The sequence below is a fragment of the Streptomyces filamentosus genome (assembly GCF_014654895.1).
Taxonomy (GTDB): Bacteria; Actinomycetota; Actinomycetes; order Streptomycetales; family Streptomycetaceae; genus Streptomyces; species Streptomyces filamentosus.
The window spans coordinates 790289-811641 of record NZ_BNBE01000003.1 but is presented as its reverse complement, the minus strand read 5'-3'; the positions used below and the strand labels follow the sequence as shown (position 1 = coordinate 811641).

General features: G+C 74.0%; 23 protein-coding genes. 14 read left to right on the top strand and 9 right to left on the bottom strand.

Going from position 1 to position 21353, the window contains the following annotated elements; translation table 11 throughout:
- Nucleotides 1-85: 85 nt before the first annotated feature.
- Nucleotides 86-787 carry a FadR/GntR family transcriptional regulator gene (locus IE326_RS31110; RefSeq protein WP_150227400.1) on the bottom strand — a complete coding sequence of 234 codons (702 nt, stop codon included), beginning with the start codon at nucleotides 785-787 and terminating at the stop codon, nucleotides 86-88.
- 202 nt (nucleotides 788-989) lie between these two features.
- Here IE326_RS31110 and IE326_RS31105 point away from each other — a divergent pair, with 202 nt between their 5' ends.
- Together IE326_RS31105 and IE326_RS31100 are read left to right on the top strand one after the other, a co-directional pair.
- Complete coding sequence (locus tag IE326_RS31105; protein WP_190043924.1) at nucleotides 990-1517, top strand: gluconokinase; 528 nt, start codon at nucleotides 990-992, stop codon at nucleotides 1515-1517.
- Nucleotides 1518-1566: 49 nt separating this feature from the next.
- Nucleotides 1567-2964, top strand: a complete 1398-nt coding sequence (locus tag IE326_RS31100; protein ID WP_150227402.1) for a GntT/GntP/DsdX family permease — start codon at nucleotides 1567-1569, stop codon at nucleotides 2962-2964.
- A gap of 148 nt (nucleotides 2965-3112) precedes the next feature.
- Here IE326_RS31100 and IE326_RS31095 read toward each other — a convergent pair whose 3' ends face one another.
- Nucleotides 3113-4768, bottom strand: a complete 1656-nt coding sequence (locus IE326_RS31095) for an FAD-binding dehydrogenase (protein WP_190043923.1) — start codon at nucleotides 4766-4768, stop codon at nucleotides 3113-3115.
- Between the two features lie 93 nt (nucleotides 4769-4861).
- Here IE326_RS31095 and IE326_RS31090 point away from each other — a divergent pair, with 93 nt between their 5' ends.
- From IE326_RS31090 to IE326_RS31070, 5 genes are all read left to right on the top strand, one after another.
- Complete coding sequence (locus tag IE326_RS31090; RefSeq protein ID WP_150227404.1) at nucleotides 4862-5491, top strand: TetR/AcrR family transcriptional regulator; 630 nt, start codon at nucleotides 4862-4864, stop codon at nucleotides 5489-5491.
- Between the two features lie 29 nt (nucleotides 5492-5520).
- Nucleotides 5521-6285 carry a glucose 1-dehydrogenase gene (locus IE326_RS31085; RefSeq protein WP_150227405.1) on the top strand — a complete coding sequence of 255 codons (765 nt, stop codon included), beginning with the start codon at nucleotides 5521-5523 and terminating at the stop codon, nucleotides 6283-6285.
- A gap of 135 nt (nucleotides 6286-6420) precedes the next feature.
- Nucleotides 6421-6963 (top strand): NUDIX hydrolase, encoded by a 543-nt coding sequence (locus IE326_RS31080; RefSeq protein WP_190043922.1) that lies wholly within the window; start codon nucleotides 6421-6423, stop codon nucleotides 6961-6963.
- Nucleotides 6964-6972: 9 nt separating this feature from the next.
- The gene (locus IE326_RS31075; protein ID WP_150227407.1) at nucleotides 6973-7365 is read left to right on the top strand and encodes a YidH family protein; all 393 of its coding nucleotides are present in this window, start codon (nucleotides 6973-6975) and stop codon (nucleotides 7363-7365) included.
- A gap of 161 nt (nucleotides 7366-7526) precedes the next feature.
- Nucleotides 7527-7856: a DUF202 domain-containing protein gene (locus tag IE326_RS31070; RefSeq protein ID WP_150227408.1), complete on the top strand. Its 330-nt coding sequence runs from the start codon at nucleotides 7527-7529 to the stop codon at nucleotides 7854-7856.
- Between the two features lie 79 nt (nucleotides 7857-7935).
- On the opposite strand, the gene IE326_RS31065 is transcribed toward IE326_RS31070, so the two are convergent.
- Entirely contained in the window at nucleotides 7936-8865 is a 930-nt protein-coding gene (locus tag IE326_RS31065) for an NADP-dependent oxidoreductase (RefSeq protein WP_150227409.1), read from the bottom strand.
- Between the two features lie 238 nt (nucleotides 8866-9103).
- Between IE326_RS31065 and IE326_RS31060 the strand changes: the two genes are divergently transcribed.
- The 3 genes from IE326_RS31060 to IE326_RS31050 all read left to right on the top strand — a co-directional run bounded on the left by IE326_RS31060 (nucleotide 9104) and on the right by IE326_RS31050 (nucleotide 12486).
- The gene (locus IE326_RS31060) at nucleotides 9104-10015 is read left to right on the top strand and encodes an MBL fold metallo-hydrolase (RefSeq protein WP_190043921.1); all 912 of its coding nucleotides are present in this window, start codon (nucleotides 9104-9106) and stop codon (nucleotides 10013-10015) included.
- Nucleotides 10016-10239: 224 nt separating this feature from the next.
- Nucleotides 10240-11265: a phosphotransferase family protein gene (locus IE326_RS31055; protein ID WP_150227411.1), complete on the top strand. Its 1026-nt coding sequence runs from the start codon at nucleotides 10240-10242 to the stop codon at nucleotides 11263-11265.
- Between the two features lie 6 nt (nucleotides 11266-11271).
- Nucleotides 11272-12486: an acyl-CoA dehydrogenase family protein gene (locus tag IE326_RS31050; protein WP_190043920.1), complete on the top strand. Its 1215-nt coding sequence runs from the start codon at nucleotides 11272-11274 to the stop codon at nucleotides 12484-12486.
- A gap of 6 nt (nucleotides 12487-12492) precedes the next feature.
- Here the strand turns inward: IE326_RS31050 and IE326_RS31045 are convergent, their stop codons facing one another.
- Nucleotides 12493-13086 (bottom strand): TetR/AcrR family transcriptional regulator, encoded by a 594-nt coding sequence (locus tag IE326_RS31045; protein ID WP_150227413.1) that lies wholly within the window; start codon nucleotides 13084-13086, stop codon nucleotides 12493-12495.
- 84 nt (nucleotides 13087-13170) lie between these two features.
- On the bottom strand, nucleotides 13171-13947 hold the full coding sequence (locus IE326_RS31040; protein WP_150227414.1) for an SDR family oxidoreductase: 777 nt from the start codon (nucleotides 13945-13947) through the stop codon (nucleotides 13171-13173).
- Nucleotides 13948-14128: 181 nt separating this feature from the next.
- Between IE326_RS31040 and IE326_RS31035 the strand changes: the two genes are divergently transcribed.
- The 3 genes from IE326_RS31035 (at nucleotide 14129) to IE326_RS31025 (ending at nucleotide 17594) form a co-directional block, all read left to right on the top strand.
- Nucleotides 14129-15385 (top strand): exo-beta-N-acetylmuramidase NamZ family protein, encoded by a 1257-nt coding sequence (locus IE326_RS31035; protein ID WP_190043919.1) that lies wholly within the window; start codon nucleotides 14129-14131, stop codon nucleotides 15383-15385.
- Nucleotides 15386-15504: 119 nt separating this feature from the next.
- Nucleotides 15505-16731 carry an alpha/beta hydrolase family protein gene (locus IE326_RS31030; protein ID WP_190044259.1) on the top strand — a complete coding sequence of 409 codons (1227 nt, stop codon included), beginning with the start codon at nucleotides 15505-15507 and terminating at the stop codon, nucleotides 16729-16731.
- A gap of 251 nt (nucleotides 16732-16982) precedes the next feature.
- On the top strand, nucleotides 16983-17594 hold the full coding sequence (locus IE326_RS31025) for a hypothetical protein (RefSeq protein ID WP_150227416.1): 612 nt from the start codon (nucleotides 16983-16985) through the stop codon (nucleotides 17592-17594).
- A gap of 334 nt (nucleotides 17595-17928) precedes the next feature.
- Here IE326_RS31025 and soxR read toward each other — a convergent pair whose 3' ends face one another.
- Nucleotides 17929-18408, bottom strand: coding sequence for a redox-sensitive transcriptional activator SoxR (gene soxR, locus IE326_RS31020; RefSeq protein ID WP_150227417.1), 480 nt, complete (start codon nucleotides 18406-18408; stop codon nucleotides 17929-17931).
- 106 nt (nucleotides 18409-18514) lie between these two features.
- Here soxR and IE326_RS31015 point away from each other — a divergent pair, with 106 nt between their 5' ends.
- Nucleotides 18515-18976, top strand: coding sequence for a MaoC family dehydratase (locus tag IE326_RS31015; RefSeq protein WP_030758644.1), 462 nt, complete (start codon nucleotides 18515-18517; stop codon nucleotides 18974-18976).
- Here the strand turns inward: IE326_RS31015 and IE326_RS31010 are convergent.
- From IE326_RS31010 to IE326_RS31000, 3 genes are all read right to left on the bottom strand, one after another.
- Nucleotides 18967-19599: a TetR/AcrR family transcriptional regulator gene (locus tag IE326_RS31010; RefSeq protein ID WP_190043918.1), complete on the bottom strand. Its 633-nt coding sequence runs from the start codon at nucleotides 19597-19599 to the stop codon at nucleotides 18967-18969. The genes IE326_RS31015 and IE326_RS31010 overlap by 10 nt on opposite strands.
- Before the next feature lie 213 nt (nucleotides 19600-19812).
- Nucleotides 19813-20103, bottom strand: coding sequence for a YiaA/YiaB family inner membrane protein (locus tag IE326_RS31005; RefSeq protein ID WP_043223876.1), 291 nt, complete (start codon nucleotides 20101-20103; stop codon nucleotides 19813-19815).
- Between the two features lie 91 nt (nucleotides 20104-20194).
- Nucleotides 20195-21346 (bottom strand): acyl-CoA dehydrogenase family protein, encoded by a 1152-nt coding sequence (locus IE326_RS31000; RefSeq protein ID WP_150227419.1) that lies wholly within the window; start codon nucleotides 21344-21346, stop codon nucleotides 20195-20197.
- Between the last annotated feature and the right edge of the window lie 7 nt (nucleotides 21347-21353).

Genomic DNA, 21353 nt, shown 5'->3' with positions numbered 1-21353 from the left:
TCACTGACTGTGACCGATTTCACTGAAAGCCCCGATTTGAGCTAGTTCAGAGGTTACGCAGGGACATTGCGGAACTCCGGGCCCGTCACGGGGCGAGGACGTCGAGCTCCTTGAGCGCGCCGACCGCGATCTCCCGGGTCAGCGCCTCCGCCCGGGCCGCGTCCCGCTCGCGGACGGCCTCGGCGACCTGGACGTGGAGGGTGACGGCGGCCGGGTCGGGGTCCTCGAACATCACGTGGTGGTGGGTGCGGCCGGTGAGGACCTCGGCGACGACGTCGCCGAGGCGGGCGAACATCTCGTTCCCGGAGGAGTTCAGGACGACCCGGTGGAAGGCGATGTCGTGCACCAGGTACGCCTCCAGCTGCCGGCCGCGGGAGGTGGCCACCATGCCGAGGGCCTGCTCGGTGAGCTCGCGGCACTGGGCGGGGGTGGCGTGCAGGGCGGCGAGGCCGGCCGCGACGGGCTCGACGGCGGAGCGCAGCACGGTGAGGGAGCGGAGCTGGCGGGGGCGGTCGGCGCCGGCGAGGCGCCAGCGGATGACCTGGGGGTCGTAGACGTTCCAGCTCTCGGTGGGCAGGACCGTGACGCCGACCCGGCGGCGGGACTCCACCAGGTGCATCGACTCCAGGACGCGGACGACCTCGCGGACGACCGTGCGGGAGACGTCGAAGCGCTGGGCGAGCTCGTCGGTGCGCAGCACCGTGCCGGGCGGGCACTCCCCCGCGGTGATGGCCAGGCCCAGGGCGGCGAGGACGTGCGAGTGGAGCCCCTGGCCCGGTGTCGTCATGGGCCCAGCCTATGCGCGGGAGGCCCGGACGATCACCTCCGGTGGGCGGAGGGGCGAAGGGCGGGTGTCTCCCGGGAATTAAAAGTATGACTTTTATGTCACAGGCTCTTGAATACGTCGTACCCAATGGGTTTCATGACAGCCGACAGATGGACGTCGAGAAGACAGCACCGATGTCGAAGAAGACAGCGAGGCACCCCCCATGAGCTCCACCCCCCACCCCGCCGCTCCCCCGGTCGTCGTCGTCATGGGCGTCGCGGGGACCGGCAAGACGACGATCGGCCCGCTGGTCGCGGACGCGCTCGGCCTCCCCTACGCGGAGGGCGACGACTTCCACCCGGCGGCCAACGTGGCCAAGATGTCGGCCGGCGTCCCGCTGGACGACACGGACCGGGAGCCCTGGCTCGACGCCATCGGCGCCTGGGCGCACGGCCGGGCCGGACTCGGCGGGGTGGTCAGCAGCTCCGCGCTGAAGCGGATCTACCGGGACCGGCTGCGCGCGGCCGCTCCCGGGCTCGTCTTCCTCCACCTCACCGGCGACCGGAAGGTGATCGAGGAGCGGATGGCCTCCCGCAGGGGCCACTTCATGCCCACCGCGCTCCTCGACTCCCAGTTCGCCACCCTGGAGCCGCTCCAGGACGACGAGACCGGCGTCGCCGTCGACGTGTCCGGCACCCCCGAGGAGATCGCCGCCCGCGCCGTCGCCGCGCTGCGCCGGTCCGCCTCCTGATCTCCTCCCCCGCTCCGCTCCCCCACCTGCCCGTACGAAGGACACCACCGTGACCAGTCTCAGCGTCGAGACCCTGGCAGCGGACGCCGTCGAACCGATCACCTCGGCCGGCAACGCCCAGCTGGGCATCGCCGTACTCGCCGGCATCGCCGTCATCGTCCTGCTCATCACCAAGTTCAAGCTGCACGCGTTCCTGGCGCTGACCATCGGGTCGCTGGCGCTCGGCGCGTTCGCCGGCGCCCCGCTCGCCGACACCATCAAGTCGTTCAGCACCGGGCTCGGCAACACCGTGGCCGGCGTGGGCGTGCTCATCGCGCTCGGCGCCATCCTCGGCAAGCTCCTCGCCGACTCGGGCGGCGCGGACCAGATCGTCGACACGATCCTCGCGAAGGCGGGCAAGCGGTCCATGCCGTGGGCGATGGTCCTGATCGCCTCCGTGATCGGCCTGCCGCTCTTCTTCGAGGTCGGCATCGTGCTGCTGATCCCGGTGGTGCTGATGGTCGCCAAGCGCGGCAACTACTCCCTGATGCGGATCGGCATCCCGGCCCTGGCCGGCCTGTCCGTGATGCACGGGCTCATCCCGCCGCACCCCGGTCCGCTCGTCGCGATCGACGCCGTCGGCGCCAACCTGGGCGTCACCCTGGCCCTCGGCCTGGTCGTCGCGATCCCGACGGTGATCATCGCGGGTCCGGTCTTCTCCCGGTACGCCGCCCGCTGGGTGGACATCCCGGCGCCCGAGCACATGATCCCCACGCGTCCCTCCGAGGACCTGGAGAAGCGTCCCGGCTTCGGCGTCACGGTCGCCACGGTGCTGCTGCCGGTCGTCCTGATGCTGGTGAAGGCGCTCGTCGACATCGTCGTCGACGACCCGGCGAACGGCCTCCAGAAGGTCACCGACGTCATCGGCTCGCCGCTGATCGCCCTGCTCGCCGCCGTCATGGTGGCCCTGTTCACGCTGGGCCGGGCGGCCGGCTTCACCAAGGAGCGGCTGTCCTCCACCGTCGAGAAGTCCCTCGCCCCGATCGCGGGCGTGCTGCTGATCGTCGGCGCGGGCGGCGGCTTCAAGCAGACGCTGATCGACATCGGCGTCGGCCAGATGATCCTCGACTTCTCCAAGGACTGGTCGATCCCGGCCCTCCTGCTCGCCTGGCTGATCGCCGTCGCGATCCGGCTGGCGACGGGTTCGGCGACGGTCGCCACGATCTCGGCGGCGGGCCTGGTGGCCCCGCTGGCGGCGGGCATGTCGACGACCGAGACGGCGCTGCTGGTGCTGGCGATCGGCGCGGGTTCGCTCTTCTTCAGCCACGTCAACGACGCCGGTTTCTGGCTGGTGAAGGAGTACTTCGGGATGAGCGTCGGCCAGACGGTCAAGACCTGGTCGGTGATGGAGACGATCATCTCGGTGGTCGGCATCGTGTTCGTGCTGCTGCTGTCACTGGTGCTGTGACCCCCTCGGCGCCCTGAAGGGCCCCGGCCTCCGCAGCGGAGGCCGGGGCCCTTCGCCGTGCCCGGCCCTGCGGCCGGGGAGCCTCGCCCGTCCGCCTCGGCCGAGGTGGTCGGGCGAGGCGGTCGCCCGTCCGCCTCGGGCGGCCGCCTCAGCCGACCGCCTTCGCGGCCGCGCGCCCGGCCGCGCGGCCCGAGAAGACGCAGCCGCCGAGGAAGGTGCCTTCGAGGGAGCGGTAGCCGTGGACGCCGCCGCCGCCGAAGCCGGCCGCCTCGCCCGCCGCGTACAGGCCGGGGAGGGGTTCGCCGGTCTCGGTGAGGACGCGGGAGGAGAGGTCGGTCCGGAGCCCGCCGAGGGACTTGCGGGTGAGGATGTTGAGGCGGACGGCGATCAGCGGGCCGGCCTCGGGGTCGAGGATGCGGTGCGGGGCGACGGTGCGGATGAGGCGGTCGCCGAGGTAGCCGCGGGCGCCGCGGATCGCGGTGATCTGGAGGTCCTTGGTGAAGGGGTTGGCGACCTCGCGGTCGCGGGCGGTGAGCTCGCGGCGCAGGGCGGTCTCGTCGACGAGGTCCTGGCCGGTGATCCGGTTCATGCCGCGGACCAGGGCGGACAGGTCGTCCTCGACGACGAAGTCGGCGCCCTTGTCCATGAACGCCCGGACGGGGCCGGGGACGTCGGCGCGGGCGCGGCCCAGGACGCCGCGGACGGACTTCCCGGTGAGGTCGGGGTTCTGCTCGGAGCCGGAGAGGGCGAACTCCTTGCCGATGATCCGCTTGTCGAGGACGAACCAGGTGTGGTCGTGGCCGGTCCGCATGATGTGTTCGAGGGTGCCGAGGGTGTCGAAGCCGGGGAAGAGCGGCACCGGGAGCCGCTTGCCGGTGGCGTCGAGCCAGAGGGAGGAGGGACCGGGCAGGATGCGGATGCCGTGCTTCGCCCAGATGGGGTTCCAGTTCTCGATGCCCTCGGTGTAGTGCCACATCCGGTCGCGGTTGACGTGGTGGGCGCCGGCCTTCTCCGCGATGCCGAGCATCAGGCCGTCGACGTGGGCGGGGACGCCGGAGAGCAGCTTCTCGGGCGGGGTGCCGAGGCGGGCGGGCCACTGGGCGCGGACCAGGTCGTGGTTGCCGCCGATGCCGCCGGTGGTGACGATCACCGCCTGGGCCCGCAGTGCGAAGGAGCCGGTGGCGGTCCGGCTGCTGGCGGTGCCGCGCTCGGCGTCCGAGGGCTCCAGGACCTCGCCGGTGACGGTGTCGAGGGCGCCCGCGGTGCGGCCGAGGGCGGTGACGCGGTGGCGGAAGCGGAAGGTGACGAGGCCGCGGGCGACGCCCTCGCGGACCTTGCGCTCGAAGGGGGCGACGAGGCCGGGGCCCGTGCCCCAGGTGATGTGGAAGCGGGGGACCGAGTTGCCGTGGCCGGTGGCGTCGTAGCCGCCGCGCTCGGCCCAGCCGACGACGGGGAAGAAGCGGACCCCGCGCGCGTGGAGCCAGGCGCGCTTCTCGCCGGCCGCGAAGTCGACGTACGCCTCCGCCCAGCGGCGGGCCCAGTCGTCCTCGGGGCGGTCGAAGCCCGCGGTGCCCATCCAGTCCTGGAGCGCGAGGTCGCGGCTGTCCTTGACGCGCAGCAGGCGCTGCTCGGGCGAGTCGACGAGGAAGAGCCCGCCGAAGGACCAGTGGGCCTGGCCGCCGAGGGACTGCTCGGGCTCCTGGTCCAGGAGGATCACGGACCGGCCGGCGTCGACCAGTTCGGCGGTGGCGACGAGACCGGCGAGGCCGGCCCCGATCACGATCACATCGGCGTCGTAGGGCATGGACCGCATCTTGGATACACGGATGTATCGAGTCAACCGTTCGCGCCCGGTGAACCCCTCCCGTTTTCTAATGTCGAGCATTAATATGAATGCATGGCAAGGACGTCAGGACCCGAGACCCGGGAGAAGCTGATCCGCGCGGCGGAGGAGCTCTTCGCCGCCCAGGGCGTCGACGGCGCGCAGCTGAGGGACATCACCCGGCTCGCCGGGCAGGCCAACCCCTCCGCCGTCCAGTACCACTTCGGCTCCCGGGCCGGACTGCTCGACGCGGTCATGGCCGGCCGGCTGGCCCGCACCGAGCGGGTGCTCGTCGCCCTGGCCCCCGGGGCCGGGGAGGACGTGCGCGGGCTGGTCACCGCCCTCGTCACCGCCGAGGCGAGCGAGCTGCGGACCGACCGGGGCCGCCGCTGCCTGCGCGTCTCCGCGCAGCTCAGCCACGAGAGCGGCGTCCGCTCCCGCACCCCCCACCCCACCCTCGCCGGCACCGCCTACTGGGCGCTGATCGACCGGATCGCCGCCCGGCTGGCCGAGGACGGACTGCCCGGGCCGCTGCTCCTGGAGCGCCTGGACCTGGCCCTCACGGTCGTCGGCGCGGCGCTCGCCGACCGGGCCCGGCAGTACCTCGACGGGGCGGAGCCGCTCACCGACGAGCCGCTCTTCCTCGCCGACCTCGTCGAGACCACCACCGCACTCCTCCGGGCCCCACGGCCCCGGAGCTCCTGAGGCACGGCACCACCCCGAAAGGACCCCCCATGAACGACCTCACCGGCAAGACCGTCCTGATCACCGGCGGCGCCCGCGGCCTGGGCGCCGAGGCGGCCCGCCAGGCCGTCGCGGCCGGCGCCCGCGTGGTCATCACCGACGTCCTCGACGAGGACGGGAAGGCGACCGCGGCGGAGCTCGGCGAGCGCGCCCGCTTCCTCCACCACGACGTCACCTCGGAGGAGGAGTGGGCGGCGGCCGTCGCGTACGCCGTGTCCGAGTTCGGCGGCCTGCACGGCCTGGTGAACAACGCGGGCATCTCCACCGGCACCCTGCTGGAGACCGAGAGCGTCGAGCACTTCCGCAAGGTCCTCGACATCAACCTCACCGGCGTCTTCATCGGCATGAAGGCCGCGATCCCGGCGATGAGGGAGGCCGGCGGCGGTTCCATCGTCAACATCTCCTCCGCGGCCGGCCTGATGGGCCTCGCCCTGACCGCCGGCTACGGCGCCTCCAAGTGGGGCGTGCGCGGCCTCACCAAGATCGGCGCGGTCGAGCTGGGCACCTCCAGGATCCGGGTCAACTCGGTCCACCCGGGCATGACCTACACCCCGATGACCGCCTCGGTCGGCATCCAGCGGGGCGAGGGCATGTACCCCAACACCCCGATGGGCCGGGTCGGCGAGGCCGACGAGATCGCCGGCGCGGTCGTCTTCCTGCTCTCGGACGCCGCCTCGTACGTGACGGGCGCCGAGCTCGCCGTGGACGGCGGCTGGACCACCGGCCCCACCGTCAAGTACGTCATGGGGCAGTGAGCCCGGAGCGCGCCGTGGGGCGGTGAAACCGGAGCCTGCCGCGGGGTGGTGAGCCCGGAGCGCGCCGCGGGGCGGTGGGCCCGGAGCCCGCCGCGGGGTGGTGGGCCCGGCGGGGCCTGCTGGTTGGATGGGCGCATGAGCTCCTCCGAAGAAGTGCTGGACGTCGTCGACGAGCAGGACCGGGTGGTCGGGCGGGCCCCGCGCGGCGAGGTGTACGCGCGGGGCCTGATCCACCGCTGCGTGTTCGTCCGCGTGCGGGACGCCGAGGGCCGGACCTTCGTCCACCGCAGGACCCCGGACAAGCTGGTCTTCCCCTCGATGTACGACCTGTTCGTCGGCGGGGTCGTCGGCGCCGGCGAGTCCTACGAGGACGCCGCGCTGCGCGAGGCCGAGGAGGAGCTGGGCGTCTCCGGACTGCCTCGGCCCGGCTTCCTCTTCAAGTTCCTGTACGACTCCGGCGGTGTGGCCGGGAAGTGGTGGTCGTCCGTGTACGAGGTCCGCTGCGACCTGCCGGTGCGGCCGCAGGTCGAGGAGGTCGCCTGGCACGCCTTCCTGACCGGGGACGAGCTGCGGGAGCGGCTCCCCGGCGCGGCCGGGGCCTGGGACTGGGTGCCGGACGGGCTGGAGGCGTACGAACGGCTGGAGGCGGGGGCCGGGGGGCCGGGGGCGGGCCGTTAGGGTGCCGGAGTGAGTCGATTCGTGCAGGGCCTGAGCCTGTGGTTCGCGCCGCGGCGCATCCGGGAGGAGGGCGAGACCCCCGACTACCGCTTCTCCCTCGCCAACGAGCGGACCTTCCTCGCCTGGATCCGCACCGCGCTCGCCCTCATCGGCGGCGGCTTCGCCGTCGACCAGTTCCTGCCGGACCTGCGCTGGGCGGTGCGGGTCGGGCTCGCGCTCGCACTGCTCGCCGCCGGCGTGCTCTGCGCGCTGCGCGCGGTGAACCACTGGATCCGCTGCGAGCGGGCCATGCGCCGGGGCGAGGACCTGCCCGTCTCCCGCTTCCCGGCGGTGCTGAGCCTCACCGTCGCGGTGGTGGCGATCGCGATGGTGGTGCTCGTGGTCTTCGGCCGGGCCGGGTAGGCCGTGTCGTTCGGGTCGGGTCGGATCAGGGAGCGGCGTCCGGTGCGTGCGCTCGCGAGGCGGAGGAGGGAAGCGGTGCGGAGCATCGGCGACCGCCGACGTCGCGGCGAGGTGCGGTGCCGGGCGTCGCGAGCCCGGCACGATCCGGAAGGCGCGGCCTAGTGGCGGGCGCGACGGCTCCGGGGGACGAGGCCCGCGACCCGGGGCTCCAGCCGGAGCGGACCCGGCTCGCGTGGCGGCGGACCACGCTGTCCTGCACGGTCGTCGCGGTGCTCGCGATCAAGCTGGCCTTCATGGACGGTGCCACGGCGGCGGGGCTGACCGGGCTCGCCCTGTCCGCGCTGCTGTGGGTCGGCTTCCTGGCCGTCGCCCACCGGCGGATCCGCTCCCTGGACACCGCCCGGCCGCGCGTCCTGTCGGTGCGCGGCGCGGTCCTCGCCGCCGGGTGCACGGTGGCCCTGGCGGTGTGCGGGGCGGCACTGATCTGGTGACGGCGCCCGGGCCGGGCCCGGGGCCGCCGAGCGGCACGGGCCCGGTCGGCGTTCAGGGGGCGGCGAGGACGCCCGGGGGCTACGGGACCGTGACGACGACCTTGCCCTGGAGGCCGCCCTCGGCGCCGGCGCGCTGGGCGTCGGCGGCCCGTTCCAGCGGGAAGGTCCGTGCCACCCGCACCCCCAGGACTCCCTCGTCGACGAGGTCGGCGAGGGCGGCCAGGTCGGCGGCGTCCGGGCGGACCCAGTAGTAGCGGCCGCCGAGTGCCAGGACCTCGCCGTCGGCGATGGAGGCGAGCCGGCCGCCGGGGGCCAGCAGCCGTGCCGCGTGCGGGAGGAAGGGGCCGCCGAGGGTGTCGAGGACCGCGTCCACGCCCCGCGGGGCGAGCGCCCCGATCTGGGCGGCGAAGGTCGGCTCGTCGAAGAGGACCGGCTCGGCGCCCAGTGCCTCCACCCGCTCACGGCCCGACTCGCGGACGGCGCCGAGGACCCGGCAGCCGAGGTGCCGGGCGATCTGCACCGCCGCCGAGCCGACCCCGCCGGCCGCGGCGAGCACCAGGACCGTCTCCCCGGAGCGCACCGAGAGCGCGGTGCGCAGGGCCTGGTAGGCGGTCAGGCCGACCAGGGGCAGTCCGGCGGCCTCCTCGAAGGAGCAGGTGCGCGGCTTGCGGGCGAGGGTGCGCAGGGGGGCGGAGACGTACTCGGCGAAGGTGCCGTGGGAGAGGAAGTCCTCCCGGACGTACCCCATCACCTCGTCGCCCTCGGCGTACTCGGTGACGGAGACGCCGGGGCGGACGACGACCCCGGAGACGTCCCAGCCGGGGACGACCGGGAAGACGGCGTCGATCATGCCGTCGAGATAGCCCGCCTGGGCCTTCCAGTCGACCGGGTTGACCGCCGCCGCCCGGACCTTGACCAGGACCTCGTCGGGTCCCACCTTCGGGTCGGGCAGCTCGCCGTACTCCAGGACCTCGGGGCCGCCGTACCGGCGGTAGCTGATCGCCTTCATGTCTTCGACCCTCGGCGGGGACGGGACGCTCCGCAAGCCGGACGCGACCGGGCGGGCCAGGACCCCGGGGTTCTCGGCTTCCGGCTTCGGGCTTCCGCCTTCGGGGACCGCTCCGCGCGGTCCGCCCCCTCGCGGTCCGCCCCTCGCTGTCCGGTCCCCGGGATCCGGTCACCGGGCGGGGCTCCGGGTGGCAGGCTTCGCCCTGTCACGTCGATCTTCGTTCCCGGGGGGAACCACCGTGCCTGCAACCGAACCGTACGTGGTCACGCTCGCGCCGCACGTCCACGCCTACGTCCAGCCGGACGGCGGCTGGTGCCTGAACAACGCCGGCTTCCTCGGCGACGCGGGCGAGTCGCTGCTCGTCGACACCACCGCCACCGAGCGGCGCGCCCTGCTGCTGCGCGAGGCGGTGCTCGCCGAGGGGCTGCCGCTGCCCCGCACCGTCGTCAACACCCACCACCACGGCGACCACACCTACGGAAACGGAGTGTTCCGGCCGGAGGCCCGGGTCGTCGGGCACGAGAACTGCCGGTCCGAGCAGCTGGACGCCGGGCACCAGCTGCACCTGCTGTGGCCGGGGACCGACTTCGGCCGGGTGGAGATCACCCCGCCGGACATCACCTACCGCGACCGGCTGACGGTGCACGCGGGCGGGATCGAGGTGCGGGTGCTGCACCCGGGGCCCGCGCACACCACCGGCGACTCGATCGTGCACCTGCCGGAGCAGGGCGTGGTCTTCACCGGGGACCTGGTCTTCCAGGGCGGGACGCCGTTCCTGCCGATGGGGTCGCTGGCCGGTTCGCTGCGCGCGCTCGACGTGCTGCGGTCGCTGGACGCGGCGCGGGTGGTGCCGGGCCACGGGCCGGTGACGGACCCCACCGCCTACGACGCCACCGAGCGCTATCTGCGGTGGGTCGCGGAGCTGGCCGCCGAGGGCCGCGCGAAGGGCGACCCGCCGCTGGAGACCGCCCGCCGCACCGACCTGGGCGAGTTCGCCGCCTGGCGGGAGAGCGAGCGGCTCGTGGCCAACCTGCACCGGGCGTACGCGGAGCTGGACGGGCTCCCGGAGGGGCACCCGCTGGACCCGCTGACGGTCTTCGGCGACATGGCGGCGATGAACGGCGGGAAGCCGGTGGCCTGCCACGCCTGAGCGGGGCAGGAAGCGGGGGGCAGGGGGCGGGCGCGGGGACAAGGAGAACGGGCACGCGCGCGTGGGGGTGTTCCGCCCGCCACGCGCGCGTGCGCCGAGGGGAGGGTACGGGGGTCCGCCCCGGACCCTCCCCTCGGTCGTTCCGGGGGAGACCCCCTGGACGACATACCGACTGGTCGGTCATCATGAACGCCGACCGACCCCACCGACCGGAGGTACGCCCGATGAGCCACGCCGCCCCGCCGCCCGGCCTCGACCCCGAGCGCCTGCGCCGCCACCTGGACCGCGAGCGGCCGGGCCTGGTCGCCGGGCCGCTCGAAGCCCGGCTGATCGAGGGCGGCCGCTCCAACCTCACGTACGCCGTCACCGACGGCACCGGCCGCTGGGTGGTGCGCCGCCCGCCGCTCGGCCACGTGCTGGCCACCGCGCACGACATGAGGCGCGAGCACCGGGTGATCAGCGCGCTCGGCCCCACCTCGGTGCCGGTGCCGGGCACGGTGCTGCTGTGCGAGGACGAGGAGGTGCTCGGCGCGCCCTTCTACGTGATGGAGTTCGTGGAGGGGACCCCGTACCGCTCCGCCTCCCAGCTCGCCCCGCTGGGCACCGAGCGCACCCGCGCCGCCGTCCTCGGCCTGGTCGACACCCTGGTCGACCTGCACGCGGTGGAACCGGAGGCCGTCGGACTCGGCGACTTCGGCCGGCCGGAGGGCTTCCTCGACCGGCAGCTGCGCCGCTGGGGCAAGCAGCTCGCCGCTTCCCGGGGCCGCGACCTGCCCGGCATCGAGGAGCTGCACGCCGCCCTCGGCCGCGCGCTCCCGGACTCCCCCGCGCCGACCGTGGTGCACGGCGACTACCGGCTCGACAACGCCCTCGTCGGCGCGGACGACCGGATCACCGCCGTCCTCGACTGGGAGATGTCCACGCTCGGCGACCCGCTGACCGACCTGGGCCTGCTCGTCATGTACAGCACCCCGCTGGACCTGCCCGGCTCGCCGATCTCGACGACCGCGACCGCCGCCGGCCACCCCGCCGCCGCCGAGCTGGTCGAGCGGTACGCCGCCCGGTCCGGCCGGGACGTCTCCGCCCTCTCCTGGTACACGGCCTTCGCGTGGTTCAAGCTCGCCGTGATCCTGGAGGGCATCCACTACCGCTACACCCTCGGGCAGACCGTCGGCGCCGGCTTCGACCGCATCGGCGACCTCGTCCCCGTCTTCATCGAGCACGGCCTGACCACCCTTCAGGAGGGCTGAACCACCATGGACTTCTCCTACGACGCCCGCACCGAGGAGCTGCGCGCCCGGCTCCTCGCCTTCATGGACGAGCACGTGTACCCCGCCGAGGCCGTCGCCGAGGAGCAGCGGGCCGCGCTCGCCTCCCCGTGGGACGAGCCGCCGGTGGTGGCGGAGCTGAAGGCCGAGGCCAAGCGGCAGGGCCTGTGGAACCTCTTCCTGCCGGACGAGGAGTACGGGGCGGGGCTGACCAACCTCCAGTACGCCCCGCTCGCCGAGATCACCGGCCGCAGCCCGCAGCTCGCCCCCACCGCCCTCAACTGCGCGGCCCCCGACACCGGGAACATGGAGCTGCTCGCCCAGTTCGGCGACGAGGCGCAGCGGAAGCAGTGGCTGGAGCCGCTGCTCGCGGGCGAGGTCCGGTCCGCCTTCGCGATGACCGAGCCCGAGGTGGCCTCCTCCGACGCGACCAACATCGAGACCCGGATCCGGCGGGACGGGGACTCGTACGTGATCGACGGCCGCAAGTGGTACATCTCCGGGGCGATGAACCCCGACTGCAAGGTCTTCATCGTGATGGGCAAGACCGACCCTGAGGGTGCCGACCCCCGCCGCCAGCAGTCGATGGTCCTCGTGCCGCGCGACACCCCGGGCGTCGAGGTGCGCCGGGCGATGCGGGTGTACGGCTACGAGGACCACTACCACGGCGGCCACGCCGAGGTCGTCTTCGAGGACGTGCGGGTCCCGGCCGCGAACCTGATCGGCGAGGAGGGCGGCGGCTTCGCCATCGCCCAGGCGCGGCTCGGCCCCGGCCGCATCCACCACTGCATGCGGCTGATCGGCATGGCCGAGCGGGCCGTGGAGCTGACCTGCCGGCGGGCCGTCTCCCGCACCGCCTTCGGCAAGTCCCTCGCCCAGCAGGGCGTGGTGCAGAACTGGATCGCGGACGCGCGGGTGACGATCGAGCAGCTGCGGCTGCTCGTCCTCAAGACGGCCTGGCTGATGGACACCGTCGGCAACAAGGGCGCCCACACCGAGATCCAGGCCATCAAGATCGCCACCCCGCGCGCGGTGGTGGACATCGTCGACAAGGCGGTGCAGGCGCACGGCGCCGGCGGCGTCTCGCAGGACTTCCCGCTCGCCGAGCTGTGGGCGGCGGCGCGGACGCTGCGGCTCGCGGACGGCCCCGACGAGGTGCACCAGCGGTCGCTGGCCCGCCGGGAGCTGAAGAAGTACCTGTAGGGGCCGTTACGGGCGCAGGGCCCGCAGCAGGAGGTCGGCGAGGTGGTCGGCGACCTGCTGCGGGGCCAGCGGACCGTCCGGGCGGTACCAGGTGGACAGGTGGTGCACGGAGCCGAAGTGGTAGTCCACGACGAGGTCGGCGGGGGTGGCGGAGGAGAAGACGCCCGCCCGCTGGCCCTCCTCGACCAGGGCGCGGAAGCGCTCGTGGTAGCGGCGCCGCTCGGACCGGACCTGCTTGTTCTTCTCCGGGCTGAGGTGGTGCATGGAGCGGAAGAAGATCGCGGCGTCGTCGAGGTTCTCGATGGTGGTGACGACGACGTCGGCGGCGGCGGCGCGCAGCCGCTCCTCCACGGGCGCGTCGGAGTCCGCGAAGTCGTCGAGCCGCTCCTGCTGGAGCCGCAGCACGCGCGCGTAGACCTCCTGGAGGAGGTCCTCCTTGGAGCCGAAGTAGTGGTAGAGCGCGCCCTTGGTGACGCCCGCGGCCTCGACGATCTCCTGGACCGAGGTGCGGTCGTAGCCCTGCTCGGCGAAGAGCCGGGTGGCGGCGGCGAGGAGCCTCTGGGGGACGGGAGAGCCCTCCCCGTCCGTCGTCCTGGCCATGCTCCTCCGCCTTCCGGTTCGCCGTCCCCGGCCGGGGCGGCCGGGGTGTCCGTGGGTAGATCTTCCCATCCGCCGCCGGGTGCGCTAGCGCGCGCCCGCCTCCCAGTGCCGCTGGAGCTTGTTCATGCCGCCGATCCAGCGCTCGGGGTCGTCCGCGCGGTGGCGGTAGTAGTCGGCGACCTCCGGGTGCGGCAGCACGAGGAAACGGTCCTCCGCGATAGCGTCGAGGAGGGCGCCGGCGACGGCCTCGGGCTCGATCGCGGTGGGCAGGAGGACGAGGTCGCCGGCCGAGCCGGTGGCGGCGAGCATGTCGGTGCGGACGCCCTGCGGGCAGATGGCGTGCACCTTCAGGCCGCGGTGGCGGTAGGTGAGCGAGAGCCACTCGGCGAAGGCGTACGCGCCGTGCTTGGAGACGCTGTACGGGGCCGCGCCGATCATGGTGAGCAGGCCGGCGGCGGAGACGGTGGAGACGAAGCGGCCGGTGCCGCGCTCCAGCCAGTCGGGGAGCAGGGCGCGGGCCGCGCGGACGTGGGCCATGACGTTGACGTCCCAGGCGGCGGCCCAGACGGCCTCGTCGGCGAAGGCGTCGCCGCCGGAGGCGAGTCCGGCGTTGGCGCACCAGACGTCGACGGTGCCGCCGAGGGCGTCGCGGGCCTCGTCGACGATCGCGGAGGCGTCGCCGGGGACGGCGAGGGCACCGATCTCGTCGGCGACGGCCTCGGCGCGGACCGGGTCGAGGTCGTTGACGACGACGCGGGCGCCTTCGGCGGCGAAGCGCCGGGCGAGGGCGGCGCCGATGCCGCCGCCCGCCCCGGTGACGACGACGCCGGAGCCCCGGAGTTCGTGCGTGCCGGCGTTCATGGGCCCTCCAGTGGTGCGGTGCGGTTCGTGCGCTTCCCCTGACAGCGGGCAGACTAACCGGTCGGTATGGAAGGGTGGAAGACCCGGCGCCTCCGGCGGACGCCTTCCGCACGCCTCGTTCCCCCGCGCCGTCAGGAGCGCTAGCCTGCGTGCCCATGTCACGCATGAGGCGGGAGTGCGCATGAGGCCGAGGAAGCTGTCGCGTCGGAGCCTGCTGGCCACGGGAGGGGCCCTGGCCGTGACGGCCGTCCCCGCCGCCCCGGCCGCGGCCGACCCGGGACGGGCACGCGCGCGCGTGCGGACCGGTTTCGAGCGCCTGGCGGCGGACGGGTACGCCCTCCTGGCCGGCGAGCGGGTCGGCGTGGTCACCAACCCGACGGGGGTCACCCCGGACGCCCGGCACCTGGTGGACGTCATGCACGCCGACGAACGGGTCGACCTCGTCGCCGTCTTCGGCCCCGAGCACGGCTTCCGGGGCACCGCCCAGGCGGGCGGCTCGGAGGGCAGGTACGACGACCCGGCGACCGGGCTGCCGGTCTACGACACGTACCTGAAGAGCGGGCAGCCGCTGGCGGACGTCTTCACCGCGTCCGGCGTCGACACCGTCGTCTTCGACATCCAGGACGCGGGGGCCCGCTTCTACACCTACATCTGGACGCTCTACGACTGCATGGTGGCGGCGGAGCTGGCCGGGAAGCGGTTCGTGGTCCTGGACCGGCCGAACCCGGTGAGCGGCCGGGCCGCCCTCGGCCCCGTCCTGGACCGGGCCTTCGCCACCTTCGTGGGCCGCGAGCCGATCGCGCAGGCGCACGGGATGACCGTGGCGGAGCTGGCGCTGCTCTTCAACGCCGAGTTCCTGGCCCGGCCGGTGGAGCTGGAGACGGTCCGGATGACGGGGTGGCGGCGCACGGACTTCTTCGACGCCACGGGGCTGCCCTGGGTCCCGCCGAGCCCCAACATGCCGACGCCGGAGACCGCGCTGGTCTACTCCGGCACCTGCCTCTTCGAGGGCACCAACCTCTCCGAGGGGCGGGGCACCACCCGGCCGTTCGAGCTCCTCGGCGCGGAGGGCGTCGACCGCCGCTGGGCGGAGGCGGCGAACGCCCTGGAACTGCCCGGGGTCCGCTTCCGCGAGGCGTACTTCGCGCCGACCTTCTCCAAGTTCCAGGGCCGCACGGTCGGCGGCGTCCAGCTCCACGTCCACGACCGGGAGGCCCTCGACCCGGTGCGGACCGGGATCGGGCTCCTGGTCACCGCCCGCCGCTCCTGGTCCGGCTTCGCCTGGCGCGCCGACCGGTGGATCGACAAGCTGACCGGTTCCGCCCGGGTCCGCACCCTGATCGACGCGGGCGCGGACACCGACGAGGTGACGGGGGCCTGGGCCGCGGACCTGGCGGCCTTCCGGGACGTACGGCGGGAGCACCTGCTCTACCGCTGAGGGCCCGGCCCCGCGGCGAGGTCTGAAACCGGCCGGATCCGGGCATGCTGCCCCGGGGCGCACGCCACGGCCCCCTGGGCGCTTCCTCGACGCGGAGGGACGGGCGGGCCGTGACCGGGATGAGTGTGGATCCGTACCGGGAGATCGTCCTCGACAAGGACGGGGACGGTCCGGCGGGCCAGGCGGCCGAGCTGGTCGCGCTGGCGCGGCGCGGGGTGACGGACCTGGTGGTCTTCGCGCACGGCTGGAACAACTCGCCTTCCGGCGCGACCCGGTTGTGCTCCGACTTCTTCGCGCCCTTCCCCGAGCTGCTCGCGCCGGGGGTGGAGGCCGGGTACGCGGGCGTGGTGTGGCCCTCGATGACGTTCACGGACGAGCCCGTGCCGGACTTCCGGGCGCTGGTGACGACCTTCCCGGAGCGGGAGCGGACGATCGTCCGGCTCACCGAACTGCTGGCGCTCGCGCCGCCGGAGGAGTCGGCGTTCACGGAGTTCGGGGCGCTGCTGCGGGAACTGGCGGGGGTGGACACGGAGGGGGCCGCCGCGGCGGGGGCCGCCGCGGCCGGCTCCGTCTCGGCCGGCTCCGTTCCGGACTTCCTGGTGGCCGATGCGGTCGAGACCTGCGCCCTGTTCGCCGGCGCCCTGGAGGAGGCGGCGCCGGGGGCGGTCCTCGACGGCGGGGCCGGGCGGCTGTGGAAGGGCGGCCGGGAGGCGCTGCGGCAGGCCGCGTACTACGTGATGAAGCGACGGGCGGGACAGGTCGGCGAGCGGGGGCTCGGGCCGCTGCTCGCCGAGGTGGCGCGGGCCGCACCGGGACTGCGGGTGCACCTGGTGGGGCACAGCATGGGCGCCCGGCTCGTCGCGTACGCGCTGCGCGGGCTGCCGGGGGCGCTGCGGCCGGTCCGGTCGATGACGCTGCTCCAGGGCGCCTTCTCGCACTACGCGTTCGCCGCCCGGCTGCCGCACGACCCGGGGCGGTCCGGCGCCCTGCGGGACATGCAGCTGCGGGTGCGGGGGCCGGTGGTGGCCTGCCACTCGGAGCACGACGCCGCGCTCGGCGTCCTGTACCCGCTGGCCTCCCGCGCGGCCCGGGACTCGGCCTCCCTCACGGGGCCGCTGGGGCGGCTCGCGGCGCGCGACCCTCGTTGGGGGGCGATCGGGTGGGACGGCGTCCAGGGCGTGCCGGGGTCGGCGCGGCGGACGCTGGCGGCGGCGCTGCGGGACGGGGTTCCGGCCTCCGGGTGCGTGAGCGTGGACGCGGCGGAGGCGGTCCGCTCGCACGGTGACGTCCGGCGGCCGGAGCTGGCCCGGGTGGTGGTCTCGGCGGCCCGGATCGGCCGCCGGTAGCCACCGCCCCCTGATGTCGTCCTCCTCGGCTGGGCCTGCCTGACGCCGCTTCCCGACGCCACCTCCTGACGCCGCTTCCCGACGCCGCCCCCGGACGCCGTCTCCGAACGCCGTCTCCGAACGCCGTCTCCTGATGGCGAGTTCTCGCCAAGGAGGGGGGTGTTCCGTCTCCGGGTGGAACACGGCGGCTCCTTCGTTCGTCCCTCTGGTACCGCGGATGCGCGAACGACCAGCGACGGAGGTGGCGAGCGATGGCCGGTTTCCGGAGTCTCGCGAGACAGGTGCGTGATCAGGGCTGCGACACGGCACTGCGCAGGTACTCCCTGCGCAAGTGCCTGGAGAGGTTCGCTCCTTACGGGCACCGGGCGACCTGGGACCACCTGTGCCACAGGCACGGGTTCGGTCCGGACGACCGGGAGCTCGATCCGGCGCGGCTGGTGGCCGCCCTGGAGGAGCTGGAGGAGGCGCGGGCGGTCTGGCTCGCGTACGAGGAGGAGTTCGCCGCCCGGCGCCGGCGCGAGAAGCACGGCGGGCTGCGCGGCCTGGGCGCGCTGGACGACTGGCACCGGGACGTGTGGGGCGGCAACGGCGTGGTGCGGTGCGGCGATCCGGCCGTCCACCCCACGGACCCGCTGCCGGAGGTCATGCGGCGGCTGGTCACGGCGCTGGAGCGCGGTCCGGGCGAGGCGTGCCCGGTGTGCGCGGGGACACGCATCGAGTGGGGCGGCGGCTCCGGGGACGGGAGGTGGTACGGCCCGGTGTGCGCGGAGTGCGGCGTCGAAGTGCCCCGCGCGGTCCTCACCCCGCCGGCCCTCGCCCGCGCCCGCCGGACGTGCGACCGGCCGCTGGTCGGCGCGGCCTGAGGGCCGCGCGGGGCGGTGAGGCGCGCGGGCGGCGGTCGCGTACGGACGACGCCCGGGGCGGACGGCATCCCGTGTGGTCGGCCGCCTGTACGGTCGGCCGCCCCGGGCGCGAACGCCTTGGGCCGGACCCGTACGGACGCGCCGGTCCTGGCGCCGTACGCGTACGGCGGTCTCGGTCTCGTACCCGTACGGCGCGATCTCGGTCCCGTATCCGTACGGCGATCTCGGTCCCGTACGCCGTCGTCGGTCCCGTGCGGGTGCATCGGCACCGGTCCCACACGTCGGCGCCCCCATACGTGCCCCGGCTCCGCGCGTCCGGCCGCGCCGGGGTCCGTCAGGGCGTCTCCTCCTGGTCCGGGCGGCGCAGGGGGAGGAGGCGGGAGCCGGCCATGCGCGCGCCGAAGACGTCGTCCGGGTTGGACAGGACGCAGGTCTCCAGGGAGAGACAGCCGCAGCCGATGCAGTCCGACAGGTGGTCGCGGAGGCGGCCGAGCTGCTTGATGCGGTCGTCGAGTTCGGCGCGCCAGGCGGCGGAGAGCCGGGACCAGTCCTCGCGGGTCGGGGTGCGCTCCTCCGGGAGTTCGGACAGCGCTTCGCGGATGGTCGCCAGGGGGATGCCGACGCGCTGGGCGGCGCGGATGAAGGCGACCCGGCGCAGCGCGTCGCGCCCGTAGCGTCGCTGGTTCCCGGCGGTGCGGCGGCTGCCGATGAGTCCCTTCGCCTCGTAGAAATGGAGGGCGGAGACGGCCGCGCCGCTGCGGGCGGAGAGCTGGCCGACGGTGAGCTCGTGGATCTTCTCTGGAATCTGCGGCACCCCGCGAACCCTACTGGTCCGTTGACAGCGCGACCCCCACCCCACATGCTGAGCAAGCGCTTAGACACAAACCGTTGGGTATGTCGTACCAGAAGGGACCGGGGACATGACCGAGCCGAGGATCTTCACCTCCGCCGAGGAACTGCGCGCGGGGGTCGGCGAGCAGCTGGGGCACAGCGACTGGCTGGAGGTCGACCAGAAGCGGATCGACCTCTTCGCCGAGGCCACCGGCGACCACCAGTGGATCCACGTCGACCCCGAGCGCGCCGCCGCCGGGCCCTTCGGCTCGACGATCGCGCACGGCTATCTGACCCTCTCCCTGCTGCCGCTGTTCGTGCCGCAGGTGCTGCGGGTCGAGGGCATGAAGATGGGCCTCAACTACGGCACGGAGAAGGTGCGCTTCCCCGCGCCGGTGCCGGTCGGCTCGCGACTGCGCGCCACGGCCGTCCTCACCCGGGTGGAGGAGGCCGGCGGCGGGGTGCAGGTCACCGCAAAGGTGACCGTGGAGCGCGAGGGCGGCGACAAGCCGGTGTGCGTCGCCGAGTCGGTCTCGCGCTACTACTTCTGAGCCCGGTACCCCACCATGCGGAGCACGAGGTCGGCGTAGAACGCGCCGACCTCGTCGGGCGTCCGGCGCCCCTGGGCGTTGAACCAGCGGGCCACGTCGATGCAGAGGGAGAGGACGGCGACGGTGGTGCCGGCCGGGTCGGCCACGTCGAACTCGCCGGCCGCCACGCCCTCCTCGATGATCCGGCGCACGGTGGCCTCGGTCTCGCGGCGCAGCTCCACGATCTCGGCCCGGTGCTCGGGGCCCAGCGCGTCCAGCTCGTACTGGACGACCCGGGCGGTGGTGTGCCGCTCGGCGTGCCAGCGGACGAAGGAGCGGACGGCGTCGGCGAGCCGGTCGGCGGGGGCGCCGTCGCGGAGTTCGGCGGCCCGGAGGATCTCCAGGGCCCGGTCGTGGCCGATCCGGCTGATCCGGTGGAGCAGCTCTTCCTTGGTCTTGTAGTGGATGTAGAGCGCGGCCGGGCTCATCCCGGCGCGGCCGGCGATGTCGCGGGTGGTGGTCGCGTGGTAGCCGCGTTCCGCGAACGCCTCGACGGCCGCGACCAGCAGCCTCCGGGCGGCCTCGGGCGCGACCTCGCCCCAGGTCACGTCCTCGCCGCCGGGCGTCTGCTCCGCCGCGCTCATCCCACACTCCTCCTCGGACCGGTCAGGACGAACACCATACAACGAAGCTGAGCAAGCGCTTAGAGTCGCCGGGGATCGGGGGCCGCTCACCCCTTCCGCCGGAAGGGGTGGAGCCGCTCACCGTCTCCACCGGAAAGGGCGAGGACCGCTCACCGCTTCCGCGGGAAAGGGCCGGGGCCGCTCACCGCTTCCGCCGGAAGGGGCCGGGATCGCTCACAGCTTCTGCTGGAAGGGGTCGTGCTCGGCGAGGAGCTTCTCCAGACGGGCCTGGTCCACCCGGCTGACGATCCGGTCCGACTCCTGCCGGTCGCGGACCACCTTGGCCAGGGTGAAGGCGGAGGTCGTGAGGTAGAGGACGGAGACCGCGAGGAAGGCGCGCACCCAGGCGCTCGCCTCCAGCTGGTAGATCCCGATGCCGACGGCGGCGATGGCGACCGCGAAGGAGATGACGGCCTGCGCGTGGTACGCGTTCGTGTTCTGCTGCTTGACCTGTGACTCGCTCATGCCGACAGCATCGGGCGGATGTGGCGCCCGCCACATCCGCCCCGGTACTCAGACTCCGCCCCGGTACTCAGCCCCCGGTGGGCTGCGGCACTCAGAAGGCGGAGACGCCGGTGAGCGCCCGGCCGATGATCAGCTTCTGGATCTGGCTGGTGCCCTCGTAGAGGGTCATCACGCGGGCGTCGCGCAGCAGCTTGCCGACGGGGTACTCGTCGATGTAGCCGTAGCCGCCGAAGACCTGGAGGGCGTTGTTGGCACAGCGGACGGCGGCCTCGGAGGCGTACAGCTTGGCCTGGGAGGCGGCGGTGGCGAAGTCCTGGCCCCGGTCGATCAGGTCGGCGACCCGCCAGGTGAGCAGCCGGGCCGCGTCCACGTCGACGGCGATGTCGCTGAGGAGTTCCTGCACGAGCTGGTACGAGGCGATGGGCCTGCCGAACTGCTCGCGCTCCCCCGCGTAGCGCACGGCGGCGTCGAGGGCGGCCTGGGCGATGCCGACGCAGCCGGCGGCGACCGACATCCGGCCCTTGGCGAGGGCGGACATGGCGACGGAGAAGCCCTTGCCCTCGGGGCCGAGCATCGCGGAGGCCGGGACGCGCACGCCCTCCAGGGTCAGTTCGGCGGTGGCCTGGCCGCGCAGGCCCAGCTTGCCGTGGACGGCACGGCGGGTGAGGCCGGGAGCGTCGGCGGGGACGAGGAAGGCGGAGATCCCCTTGTGGCCGGGGGCGCCGCCGGTGCGGGCGAAGAGCAGGACGAGGTCGGCCCAGGTGCCGTTGGTGATGAACATCTTGGAGCCGTCGATGACGTAGTCGTCGCCGTCGCGCACGGCCCGGGTGGTCAGGGCGCCCGCGTCGGAGCCGGTGCCGGGTTCGGTGAGGCCGAAGCAGCCGAGGGCGTCGCCGGAGGCGAGCCGGGGCAGCCAGGCGCGCTTCTGCTCCTCGGTGCCCCAGGAGGCGAGGGTCTTGGCCACCAGGCCGAGGGAGACGGAGACGATCCCGCGCACGGAGGAGTCGCCGCGCCCCAGTTCCTCGGTGACGAGGCAGTACGAGAGGTGGTCGCCGCCCGAACCGCCGTACTCCTCCGGGATCGTGAGCCCGAGGAAGCCGACGGCGCCGAGCTTCCTGACGATGCCCCGGTCCACCTCCTCCGCGCGGTCCCACGCGACGACGTGCGGGGCGACCTCGCGGGCGACGAAGTCCTCGGCGAGCCGCCGGACGTCCTGCTGCTCCTCGCTCAGCGCCAGATCCACGGTGCCA

What these genes read in the sequence shown, in the direction of transcription:
- IE326_RS31095 (WP_190043923.1), bottom strand. Translation starts at nt 4,768, where the DNA reads ATGCCCTACGACGCCGATGTGATCGTGATCGGGGCCGGCCTCGCCGGT.
- IE326_RS31030 (WP_190044259.1), top strand. Translation starts at nt 15,505, where the DNA reads ATGAGTGTGGATCCGTACCGGGAGATCGTCCTCGACAAGGACGGGGAC.
- IE326_RS31010 (WP_190043918.1), bottom strand. Translation starts at nt 19,599, where the DNA reads ATGAGCGCGGCGGAGCAGACGCCCGGCGGCGAGGACGTGACCTGGGGC.
- IE326_RS31005 (WP_043223876.1), bottom strand. Translation starts at nt 20,103, where the DNA reads ATGAGCGAGTCACAGGTCAAGCAGCAGAACACGAACGCGTACCACGCG.
- IE326_RS31035 (WP_190043919.1), top strand. Translation starts at nt 14,129, where the DNA reads ATGAGGCCGAGGAAGCTGTCGCGTCGGAGCCTGCTGGCCACGGGAGGG.
- IE326_RS31085 (WP_150227405.1), top strand. Translation starts at nt 5,521, where the DNA reads ATGAACGACCTCACCGGCAAGACCGTCCTGATCACCGGCGGCGCCCGC.
- IE326_RS31025 (WP_150227416.1), top strand. Translation starts at nt 16,983, where the DNA reads ATGGCCGGTTTCCGGAGTCTCGCGAGACAGGTGCGTGATCAGGGCTGC.
- IE326_RS31110 (WP_150227400.1), bottom strand. Translation starts at nt 787, where the DNA reads ATGACGACACCGGGCCAGGGGCTCCACTCGCACGTCCTCGCCGCCCTG.
- IE326_RS31050 (WP_190043920.1), top strand. Translation starts at nt 11,272, where the DNA reads ATGGACTTCTCCTACGACGCCCGCACCGAGGAGCTGCGCGCCCGGCTC.
- IE326_RS31045 (WP_150227413.1), bottom strand. Translation starts at nt 13,086, where the DNA reads ATGGCCAGGACGACGGACGGGGAGGGCTCTCCCGTCCCCCAGAGGCTC.
- IE326_RS31055 (WP_150227411.1), top strand. Translation starts at nt 10,240, where the DNA reads ATGAGCCACGCCGCCCCGCCGCCCGGCCTCGACCCCGAGCGCCTGCGC.
- IE326_RS31090 (WP_150227404.1), top strand. Translation starts at nt 4,862, where the DNA reads ATGGCAAGGACGTCAGGACCCGAGACCCGGGAGAAGCTGATCCGCGCG.
- IE326_RS31040 (WP_150227414.1), bottom strand. Translation starts at nt 13,947, where the DNA reads ATGAACGCCGGCACGCACGAACTCCGGGGCTCCGGCGTCGTCGTCACC.
- IE326_RS31065 (WP_150227409.1), bottom strand. Translation starts at nt 8,865, where the DNA reads ATGAAGGCGATCAGCTACCGCCGGTACGGCGGCCCCGAGGTCCTGGAG.
- IE326_RS31080 (WP_190043922.1), top strand. Translation starts at nt 6,421, where the DNA reads ATGAGCTCCTCCGAAGAAGTGCTGGACGTCGTCGACGAGCAGGACCGG.
- IE326_RS31015 (WP_030758644.1), top strand. Translation starts at nt 18,515, where the DNA reads ATGACCGAGCCGAGGATCTTCACCTCCGCCGAGGAACTGCGCGCGGGG.
- IE326_RS31105 (WP_190043924.1), top strand. Translation starts at nt 990, where the DNA reads ATGAGCTCCACCCCCCACCCCGCCGCTCCCCCGGTCGTCGTCGTCATG.